Genomic DNA, 9,540 nt, shown 5'->3' with positions numbered 1-9,540 from the left:
GCTCCTGGTCCGAAACAGGCACGGAAGCCGCAGCGCAGCGGGGCATGGCAACAAACCTCTGATCATCGAAAATTCACGAGATCAGAATGATAACGAACATACCTCGAAACGGTCTCAGGACTTTCATACGGCTGCACTAGATCGTCACTCATGTCGGATCTCGATCGCTGGCTCGCGGCCTCAGTCGGGATCATGCAAACGTACGCCGATGCCGCCTTGCATGTCGATCACCGCGCGGCAAGGATTCCGTTCCTACGGGGGGCAGTGGCTGTGGGAGCGGCGTCTCGCCGCGATGGGTGCTGGCTGTGGCTTTGGAAGGCGTCGCGGCAGGGATGCTGCTCCCACAGCGCGGTGTTCTGTGGGAGCGGCGTCTCGCCGCGACGGATGCTGGCTGTGGCTCTGGAAGACGTCGCGGCAAGGATGCCGCTCCCACGGGCGCGGTGTTGGCTGTGGGAGCGGCGTCTCGCCGCGATGGATGCTGGCTGTGGCGCTGGAAGTCGTCGCGGCAAGGATGCCGCTCCCACGGGCGCGGTGTTGGCTGTGGGAGCGGCGTCTCGCCGCGACGGATACTGGCTCATGGCGCTGGAAGGCGTCGCGGCAGGGATGCCGCTCCCACGGTGCGCGGTGTTCTGTGGGAGCGGCGTCCCGCCGCGACGGATGCTGGCTGTGGCGCTGGAAGTCGTCGCGGCAAGGATGCCGCTCCCACGGAGGCGCGTTGGCCTGTGGGAGCGGCGTTTCGCCGCGATGGATGCTGGCGTTGGCTCTGGAAGTCTTCGCGGCAGGGATAGCGTGCTCACCGCTTGGTGGGTGGGGTCAAGGGCGTTATTGCCATCCCCTGTGCGCGATCTCTGCGGTCATGGCTTGGCTGGCGGTGACAAGGTCGGCGACGGCTGCGTGGGCTGATTCGAGGGCGTCGGCGAGGACTTTGGGGTCTTCCACGTACTCGTGGATCATTTGATTGCGAAGCCGGCGTATCTGCATCCAATGCTCACTGGAAGCGATGAGGCCGAGGCGCTCTGCGCGGTCCAGCATGTCGATCTTGGGCGCGGGGTTCTCGCCGAGCGCAGACAGCAGCGTGGGCAGCAGCTTGTCCCCGAGTGTGTCCTGAAGCCGACCGAAGCGACTCACGAAGGCATCGACGCGCTCGGCGAGTTCGGCATCATGCTGGAGGGCGGCGGCGCGCTCGGCTGTGAACGTTGTGCTGAAAAGGCGTTCGCTGGTTTCGCTTAGGTGCTTCGCCTCTTTCGTGACGACCCGGGTCAGGAAGCGCAGGCGCTCGCGGGTGTGCTCCGGGATGGTCACAGCAGTCGGCCCTCCTTCAGCGCGATGTCGTGGATCGGCAGCCGGCGGAGGTTTGGGGCCGACAAGACGACATCGACCTGGCGACCATGCATCGAGCGGGAGATGCGAGCGGATAGGTGCGCGCTCAGGCGGGCGGGCTGCTCGACGGGCTCCGGTAGGGTTACGAGCAAGTCTACGTCGCCGCCGCGGGCATCGTCCTGGAGGCGCGAGCCGAAGACGCGTACCTGAGCGCTTGGGCCGGCGATGGCGTTGACGCTGTCGCGAATGGCTTGGACTTGCTCGTCGGTGAGGCGCATTGGTGAGCTGGCGGCGCTGCGTTGGGTGCTGGCGTGCTGTGAGTTTTGCGTTGGCTGGGGATGGCTCACGGGGCGCTCGGGTGGATTTCGCTGCGCTCATCCACCCTACGGCTTGCTCGTCGGTGGGGCGCATTGCAATCCACGGACGATTCGCTATTCCTTTTTGTGGACGGCGTCGGAGCCGAGTGTGGCGTCGGTGCGGAAGTGGTCGAGCTCCATGCGGCGGACGCGCTCGAGGGTCATTTCCATGAGCTGGCGGTTGAATGAGATGAGGTCCGCCACGAGACCGATCATGAAGGTGATGAAGCCCAGGATGACCAGAACGCTGCCGAGCAGCAAGGATTGGAGGTGGCCGTCGCCACTGCCGGCCAAGTAGAAGAACAGGAAGCGGATGATGGGGAGTATTCCGATGATGGTGAGCACCGAGCCCAGATAGAAAAACACCCGCAGCGGCTGGTACATGGCGTACATCCGCACCATGGTGCCCAGGGAGTTCTGGACGAAGTGCGGGATGCTTTTGAACAGCCGTGAGTCCCGGGTCTTGGGGTTCGTGCGCACGGCCACCGATTGCACCGTCAAGTGGCGCTTGCCGGCCTGGATGACGGTCTCGATGGTGTAGCTGAAGGACGAGACGACGTTGATGCGGATGGCGGCTTCGCGAGAGAAGGCGCGGAAGCCGCTGACGGTGTCCGGCACCCAGATGCCGGCGAGCTTGCGTACGACGCCGCTGCCCAGGTATTGCAGGAACTTCTTGAGCGGCGAGAAGTGCGGGATCTTGTTGGTCTCGCGGTCGCCGATGACCATGTCCGCCTGGCCTTCCAGTATCGGCTGGACCAGCTTGGGGATGTCGGCGCCGGCGTATTGGTTGTCGCCGTCGGTGTTGACGATGATGTCGGCGCCGCGGACGAGGCAGGCGTCGAGGCCTTTGCGGAAGCTGCGCGCAAGGCCGATGTTGCGCTTGTTGCGGATGACGTGGTCGACGCCGATGTCGCGCGCGACTTGAACGGTGTTGTCGCGGCTGCCGTCGTCGATGACCAGCACTTCGACCTGGTCGATGCCGTCGATTTGGCGCGGAATGTCCGCGACCGTCTCCGGCAGCGTCTGCTCTTCGTTATAGCAGGGGATTTGGACGATGAGCTTCACGGTGCTGGTGCGCGGCGGGTGCGGGCTGGGAATTTCGTGGTCGCGCTTGAGCGCTGGGCATTATAGCGCGCGGGCGGTGGGAGCGGCGTCTCGCTGCGATGGGGGCTGGCTGTGGCGCTGGAAGTCGTCGCGGCAGGGATGCCGCTCCCGCGGGGCGCGCTGGTTTGTGGGAGCGGCGTCTTGCCGCGATGGATGCTGGCTGTGGCTCTGGAAGTCGTCGCGGCAAGGATGCCGCTCCCACGGGGCGCGGTGGTGTGTGGGAGCGGCGTCTCGCCGCGACGGATACTGGCGTTGACTCTGGAAGTCGTCGCGGCAGGGATGCCGCTCCCACGGTGCGCGGTGTGGCTGTGGGAGCGGCGTCTCGCCGCGACGGATGCTGGCTCTGACTCTGGAAGACGTCGCGGCAGGGATGCCGCTCCCACGGGGCGCACTGTAGCTGTGGGAGCGGCGTCTCGCCGCGATGGATGCTGGCTGTGGCTCTGGAAATCGTCGCGGCAGGGATGCCGCTCCCACGGGGCGCGCTGTAGCTGTGGGAGCGGCGTCTCGCCGCGACGGATACTGGCTCATGGCTCTGGAAGTCGTCGCGGCAAGGATGCCGCTCCCACGGGGCGCGCTGGTTTGTGGGAGCGGCGTCTCGCCGCGATGGATGCTGGCTCTGACTCTGGAAGTCGTCGCGGCAGGGATGCCGCTCCCACGGGGCGCGGTGGTGTGTGGGAGCGGCGTCTCGCCGCGACTATTCGTTGCGGTCCAACACCCGATAGCCTTCGCGGGCGCAGAGGGCGTCGCGCTGGGCTTCGGCGAGGTCGCTGCGCATCATGTCCTGGACCAGCTCTTGGAAGGAGACCTGGGGCGACCAGCCGAGCTTCTCGCGGGCCTTGGTGGCGTCGCCGAGGAGGGTTTCGACCTCCGTGGGCCGGAAGTAGCGCGGGTCGACGGAGACGATGCAGTTGCCGGTGGCGGTGTCGTAGCCTTTCTCGTCCACGCCGTCGCCTTCCCAGCGAATAGAAAGGTCGACTGCTTGGGCGGCGGCGTCGACGAAGTCGCGCACCGAGTACTGCCGGCCGGTGGCGATGACGAAGTCCTCCGGCTGCTCCTGCTGGAGCATCAGCCATTGCATGAGCACATAGTCCCGGGCGTGGCCCCAGTCGCGCTTGGCGTCGAGGTTGCCGAGGTAGAGGCGCTCTTGCAGGCCGAGCTTGATGCGGGCAATGGCGCGGGTGATCTTGCGGGTGACGAAGGTCTCGCCGCGGATGGGGCTCTCGTGGTTGAAGAGGATGCCGTTACAGGCGTAGATGCCGTAGGCCTCGCGGTAATTGACCGTGATCCAATAGGCATAGAGCTTGGCTGCCGCGTAGGGGGAGCGCGGGTAGAAGGGCGTCGTCTCCGACTGCGGGATCTCCTGCACCTTGCCGTAGAGCTCCGACGTGGAGGCCTGGTAGAAGCGGGTCTTGTCCTCCAGCCCGAGGATGCGGATGGCCTCAAGCAGGCGCAGCGTGCCCAGCGCGTCGGAGTTGGCGGTGTACTCCGGCTCTTCGAAGGAGACCGCGACGTGGCTCTGGGCGGCGAGGTTGTAGAGCTCGTCCGGGCGCACCTGCTGCATGATGCGGATCAGGCTGGAGGAGTCCGTGAGGTCCCCGTGGTGCAGGATGAAGCGCTGGTTCGGCTCGTGCGGGTCTTGGTACAGGTGGTCGATGCGGTCGGTGTTGAAGAGCGAGCTGCGGCGCTTGATGCCGTGCACCTCGTAGCCCTTCTGCAACAGCAATTCGGCGAGGTAGGCGCCGTCCTGACCGGTGATGCCGGTGATCAGTGCTTTTTTCACAGGGACGATGCTCGTGGTGGCGATGATGCTTGGGTGGGCTGCCGGCATTGCGGCGCTGTGGGAGCGGCGTCCCCGCCGCGCATTGGCTGCTCGTGCGCTGCGGGTCTGTAGGGTGGATGAGCGCAGCGAAATCCACCGATGCCGATAGTAGGCGGCTCGGTGGACTGCGCTTTGCTTGTCCACCCTACGGCTGCTGCGGGTCTGCGCGGGTTGTTGGCCATTGGCTCAGGTGCGCAGCTCGGCTTGGTGGGCCAGGAACCAGTCGTAGGCTTGGGCCAGGCCTTCGGCCAGGGGAATCTGTGCGTGCCAGCCGAGGGCCTCGAGCCGGCTCACGTCCAGCAGCTTGCGGGGCGCGCCGTCCGGTTTGGATGGGTCCCGGCGGATGTCGCCTTCGAAGCCGACGACCCGGCCCACCAGCTCGGCGAGCTCGGCGATGGTGACATCGGTGCCGGTGCCGACGTTGATGTGCGAGAGGCGCGGCTTGGTGTGTGTCTGGTAGGTCTCTGCATTCAGGCTCATCACATGCAGGCAGGCGGCGGCCATGTCGTCCACGTGCAGGAATTCCCGCCGCGGCTTGCCGCTGCCCCAGACCATGACGTGATCGGCGCCGGCGACCTTGGCCTCGTGGAACTTGCGGATCAGCGCCGGGATGACATGGCTGTTGGCCAGGTCGAAGTTGTCGCCGGGGCCGTAGAGATTGGTGGGCATGACGCTGCGAAAGTCCGTGCCGTGCTGGCGGTTATAGGATTCGCAGAGCTTGATGCCGGCGATCTTGGCGATGGCATAGGGCTCGTTGGTGGGCTCCAGCGGGCCGGTGAGCAGGGCGTCTTCGCGCATGGGCTGCTCGGCGAGCCGCGGGTAGATGCAGGAGCTACCGAGGAACAGCAGACGCTCCACGCCCCGTTGCCAGGCGGCATGGATGACATTGGCCTCGATGGCGAGGTTGTCGTAGATGAAGTCCGCCGGATAGGTATCGTTGGCGTGGATCCCGCCCACCTTGGCGGCGGCCAGGTAGACCTGCGCGGGGCGCTCGGCGGCGAAGAAGTCCGCCACCGCGGCCTGGCTGGTGAGGTCGAGCTCGGCGTGGGTGCGGGTGAGGATGTTCTGGTAGCCGGCGACGCCCAGTGCACGCACCAGGGCGGCCCCCACCATGCCACGGTGGCCGGCGACGTAGACGGGGCGTTGCGGGTCGGAGTGCTTGGGCATGGAGCGTGGCGGCCTTGTGTTGACTGCTATGGCTTAGGCTCGGCGCGGTAACGCCGGGGCCTCTGGGAACCTCTGGGCGTAAGCTCGACGCCGGCGCTGTCGGGCGCGCTGCGCTTTGCCGGCCCTGCGCTTACCGAAAGCGCCGGCTTTCGGCCGGCTCGCCGCGTGCTCGGCCCGATGTCGGGGATGCGGCGCCAAGCCCTTGGTAGGGCTGTTGGCTGCGGTGGGGTCCATCGCTTGCATCGGGATGCGCCGGGTTAGCTCGGGAGGCGCTCGGCGGGGATGTCGCGCAGGAGGGGCGCCTCGCGATCTTTTGTCGACAGTTTGGGCGCCTCGTCCAGGGGCCAGACGATGCCGATGTCCGGGTCGTCCCAGCGCACGGCGAACTGTGTTTCCGGATGATACAGGTCCGTGCACTTGTAGCTGAACAGGGCGGTGTCGGAGAGCACGACAAAGCCGTGCAGGAAGCCTTCCGGAACCCAGAGCTGGTGCTTGTTCTCGCCGCTTAGGTGGGCGCCGGTCCAGCGGCCGAAGCTCGGTGAGCCGCGGCGGACGTCCACAGCGACGTCGAAGACCTCGCCCTGGATCACCTGCACCAGCTTGCCTTGGCCGTGCGGGTTCTGAATGTGCAGCCCGCGCAGGATGCCACGGGCCGAGAAGGACTGGTTGTCCTGCACGAAGTCCGCGTCGATGCCGGCCTCGCGATAGCGCTCGCGCTGCCAGCTCTCGACGAACCAGCCGCGGTGGTCGCCGTGGATCTGCGGCTCGATGAGCAGCACGTCGGGGAGGGTTGTGGGCGTGACGTTCATTCAGTCGAGTCTACTGTGGGAGCGGCGTCCTCGCCGCGATGGATGCTGGCTGTGGCTCTGGAAATCGTCGCGGCAGGGATGCCGCTCCCACGGCGCGGTGTTCTGTGGGAGCGGCGTCTCGCCGCGAGCGCCGATCATGGCTCCTGCTCACGGTGCAGCAGGCTCAGCAGGTATTCGCCGTAGCCGCTCTTGCGCAGCGGCTCGGCGATGGCCATGAGCGCGTCGGCGTCGATCCAGCGGTGCTGGTAAGCGACTTCTTCCGGGGCGCAGACCTTGAGGCCCTGGCGCTGCTCGATGGTCTCGATGAAGTTGGCCGCCTGGATCAGAGACTCGTGCGTGCCGGTGTCGAGCCAGGCGATGCCGCGGCCGAGGCGCTCCAGGCGCAGGTTGCCTTGCGCCAGGTAGCGCTTGTTGAGATCGGTAATCTCGAGCTCGCCGCGGGGTGACGGGGTCAGCTCGGCCGCCAGCCGGCAAGCGTGCTCGTCATAGAAATAAATCCCGGTGACGGCGTAGTTGGACCTGGCCTTTGCCGGCTTCTCCTCCAGGCCGACGACACTGCCGTCGGCGGCGAATTCGGCGACGCCGTAGCGCTCCGGGTCCCGCACCCAGTAGCCGAACACCGTCGCGCCGTTGTCGCGCTCGGCGGCGGACCTGAGGCTGTTGATGAGTCCGTGGCCGTAGAAGATGTTGTCGCCGAGAATGAGGCAGCTCGGGTGCCCGTCGACGAAGTCGCGGCCGATGATAAACGCCTGCGCCAGACCGCCTGGCTCCGGCTGCACGGCATAGTCGAGGGCGATGCCCCATTGGCTGCCGTCGCCGAGCAGGGCGCGGAAAGCGGGCTCGTCCCGGGGCGTGGTAATGACCAGGATCTCCCGAATGCCCGCCATCATCAGTACCGACAGCGGGTAGTAGATCATCGGCTTGTCATACACCGGCAGCAGCTGCTTGCTGAGCGACAGGGTCAGCGGATGCAGCCGCGTGCCGGAGCCGCCGGCGAGGATGATGCCCTTGCGCGTCATGGCGTCTCCTGCTGAGTATTCAGGCGTGGTCTGTGGGAGCGGCGTCTCGCCGCGATGGATGCTGGCGTTGGCTCTGGAAGTCGTCGCGGCAAGGATGCCGCTCCCACGGCGCGCGATGTCGCTGTGGGAGCGGCGTCTCGCCGCGACGGCTGCTGGCTGAGGCTCTGGAAGTCGTCGCGGCAAGGATGCCGCTCCCACGGTGCGCGTTGGTCTGTGGGAGCGGCGTCTCGCCGCGATGGATGTTGCTTGTGGCTCTGGAAGTCGTCGCGGCAAGGATGCCGCTCCCACGGCGCGGTGGTCTGTGGGAGCGGCGTCTCGCCGCGATGGATGCTGGCGGTGGCTCTGGAAGTCGTCGCGGCAAGGATGCCGCTCCCACGGCGCGCGGTGGTCTGTGGGAGCGGCGTCTCGCCGCGATGGATGCTGGCGGTGCGCTGGAAGTCGTCGCGGCAGGGATGCCGCTCCCACGGTGCGCGCTGGTCTGTGGGAGCGGCGTCTCGCCGCGACGGATGCTGGCGGTGGCTCTGGAAGTCGTCGCGGCAGGGATGCCGCTCCCACGGGCGGCATTGTGGCTGTGGGAGCGGCGTCTCGCCGCGATGGATGCTGGCAGTGGCTCTGGACGTCGTCGCGGCAGGGATGCCGCTCCCATGGGGCCCTGTTGGCGGAGATGTCGGTGCCATGGTGCTGGCCGCGGCTCAGGCGGCCGTGCCGGTGCCGAGCCGCTGGCCGAGGTAGCTGCCGTCCATGACGCGCTGGACCCAAGTCTGGTTGTCCAGATACCAATGGAGCGTTTTCCGCAGGCCGGTCTCGAAGGTCTCCTGCGGGCTCCAGCCCAGCTCGCGCTGGAGCTTGGAGGCGTCGATGGCGTAGCGCTGGTCGTGGCCGGGGCGGTCAGTGACGAACTGCTTGAGCCGGGCGTGCGGGCGGTGCGGGGCGTCCGGCAGCGCCTCGTCCAGCAGGGCGCAGAGGGTGTCCACCACCTCCAGATTGGTCTTCTCGCTGTTGCCGCCGATGTTGTAGACCTCGCCGGGGCGCCCGGCCGCCAGCACCCGGGCGATGGCGCGGCAGTGGTCCTCCACGTACAGCCAGTCGCGCACGTTGGAGCCGTCGCCGTAGATGGGCAGGGGCTCCCCGGCCCGGGCCTTGGCGATCATCAGCGGAATCAGCTTCTCCGGGAACTGGAACGGGCCGTAGTTGTTGGAGCAGTTGGTGGTGAGCACCGGCAGCCCGTAGGTATGGTGCCAGGCGCGCACGAGGTGATCGGACGCCGCCTTTGACGCCGAGTACGGCGAGTTGGGCGCATAGGCGGTGGTCTCGGTGAAGGCGCCGGTGGTGCCCAGCGAGCCGTAGACCTCGTCGGTGGAGACGTGCAGAAAGCGAAAGGCCGCGCGGGCATCGGCGTCGAGCCGGGCCCAGTAGTCCCGCGTGCTGTCCAGCAGGTTGAAGGTGCCGAGCACATTGGTCTCGATGAAGGCGGCGGGGCCGTCGATGGAGCGGTCGACGTGGCTCTCGGCGGCGAAGTTCACCACGGCGTCGACGGCGTGCTCGTGCAGCAGGCGGCTCACCAATGCGCGGTCGCCGATGTCGCCCTGGACGAAGACGTGACGGGGATGATCCTGCACCGCGGCGAGGGTGTCCGGGTTGCCGGCGTAGGTGAGCTTGTCCAGGTTGACGATGCGTGCATCCTGCTCGTGCAGCATTTGCAGCACGAAGTTGCCGCCGATGAAGCCGGCGCCGCCGGTGACGAGGATGGTCTTCATGTTTGGTGAGCCGTTGCTGGACGGGCGCGGGCAGAGGTGCCGTGCGCGGAAACCTCGGGAATCCTACCATGGGCCACGGGAGGGTTCCGAGCACCAGGACCGCATTGCGCCGGCCGCACAGCCTGGAGCCCGTAGGGTGGATGAGCGCAGCGAAATCCACCGATGGTGCCGGGCGCGTCGAGCGGCAAG

At 67.1% G+C, this 9,540-nt stretch carries 8 protein-coding genes; all 8 read right to left on the bottom strand.

Annotated elements, in window-relative coordinates; all coding sequences use genetic code 11:
• Window positions 1–822: 822 nt before the first annotated feature.
• The 8 genes from CKO31_RS12760 to rfbB all read right to left on the bottom strand — a co-directional run bounded on the left by CKO31_RS12760 (window position 823) and on the right by rfbB (window position 9,351).
• Complete coding sequence (locus CKO31_RS12760) at window positions 823–1,302, bottom strand: hypothetical protein (RefSeq protein WP_200237952.1); 480 nt, start codon at window positions 1,300–1,302, stop codon at window positions 823–825.
• On the bottom strand, window positions 1,299–1,598 hold the full coding sequence (locus CKO31_RS12755) for a nucleotidyltransferase domain-containing protein (protein ID WP_200237949.1): 300 nt from the start codon (window positions 1,596–1,598) through the stop codon (window positions 1,299–1,301). Before CKO31_RS12755 ends, CKO31_RS12760 begins: the two co-directional genes overlap by 4 nt.
• 153 nt (window positions 1,599–1,751) lie before the next feature.
• A complete protein-coding gene (locus CKO31_RS12750) occupies window positions 1,752–2,741 on the bottom strand; it encodes a glycosyltransferase family 2 protein (RefSeq protein WP_200237946.1) in 990 nt (329 codons plus the stop codon).
• 733 nt (window positions 2,742–3,474) lie between these two features.
• Entirely contained in the window at window positions 3,475–4,608 is a 1,134-nt protein-coding gene (gene gmd, locus CKO31_RS12745; RefSeq protein WP_200237943.1) for a GDP-mannose 4,6-dehydratase, read from the bottom strand.
• A gap of 177 nt (window positions 4,609–4,785) precedes the next feature.
• Entirely contained in the window at window positions 4,786–5,766 is a 981-nt protein-coding gene (gene fcl / locus CKO31_RS12740) for a GDP-L-fucose synthase (protein ID WP_200237940.1), read from the bottom strand.
• Window positions 5,767–6,023: 257 nt separating this feature from the next.
• Entirely contained in the window at window positions 6,024–6,575 is a 552-nt protein-coding gene (gene rfbC / locus CKO31_RS12735; protein WP_200237937.1) for a dTDP-4-dehydrorhamnose 3,5-epimerase, read from the bottom strand.
• 134 nt (window positions 6,576–6,709) lie between these two features.
• Window positions 6,710–7,594 (bottom strand): glucose-1-phosphate thymidylyltransferase RfbA, encoded by an 885-nt coding sequence (rfbA, locus tag CKO31_RS12730; RefSeq protein WP_200237934.1) that lies wholly within the window; start codon window positions 7,592–7,594, stop codon window positions 6,710–6,712.
• A gap of 692 nt (window positions 7,595–8,286) precedes the next feature.
• A complete protein-coding gene (gene rfbB, locus CKO31_RS12725) occupies window positions 8,287–9,351 on the bottom strand; it encodes a dTDP-glucose 4,6-dehydratase (RefSeq protein WP_200237932.1) in 1,065 nt (354 codons plus the stop codon).
• Between the last annotated feature and the right edge of the window lie 189 nt (window positions 9,352–9,540).

It is taken from the genome of Thiohalocapsa halophila, assembly GCF_016583825.1.
Lineage (GTDB): Bacteria > Pseudomonadota > Gammaproteobacteria > Chromatiales > Chromatiaceae > Thiohalocapsa > Thiohalocapsa halophila.
Note: the sequence above shows the minus strand (reverse complement) of the source record. Positions and strands in the feature narration are given on the sequence as shown.

What these genes read in the sequence shown, in the direction of transcription:
- CKO31_RS12755 (WP_200237949.1), bottom strand. Translation starts at nt 1,598, where the DNA reads ATGCGCCTCACCGACGAGCAAGTCCAAGCCATTCGCGACAGCGTCAAC.
- gmd (WP_200237943.1), bottom strand. Translation starts at nt 4,608, where the DNA reads ATGCCGGCAGCCCACCCAAGCATCATCGCCACCACGAGCATCGTCCCT.
- fcl (WP_200237940.1), bottom strand. Translation starts at nt 5,766, where the DNA reads ATGCCCAAGCACTCCGACCCGCAACGCCCCGTCTACGTCGCCGGCCAC.
- rfbC (WP_200237937.1), bottom strand. Translation starts at nt 6,575, where the DNA reads ATGAACGTCACGCCCACAACCCTCCCCGACGTGCTGCTCATCGAGCCG.
- rfbA (WP_200237934.1), bottom strand. Translation starts at nt 7,594, where the DNA reads ATGACGCGCAAGGGCATCATCCTCGCCGGCGGCTCCGGCACGCGGCTG.
- rfbB (WP_200237932.1), bottom strand. Translation starts at nt 9,351, where the DNA reads ATGAAGACCATCCTCGTCACCGGCGGCGCCGGCTTCATCGGCGGCAAC.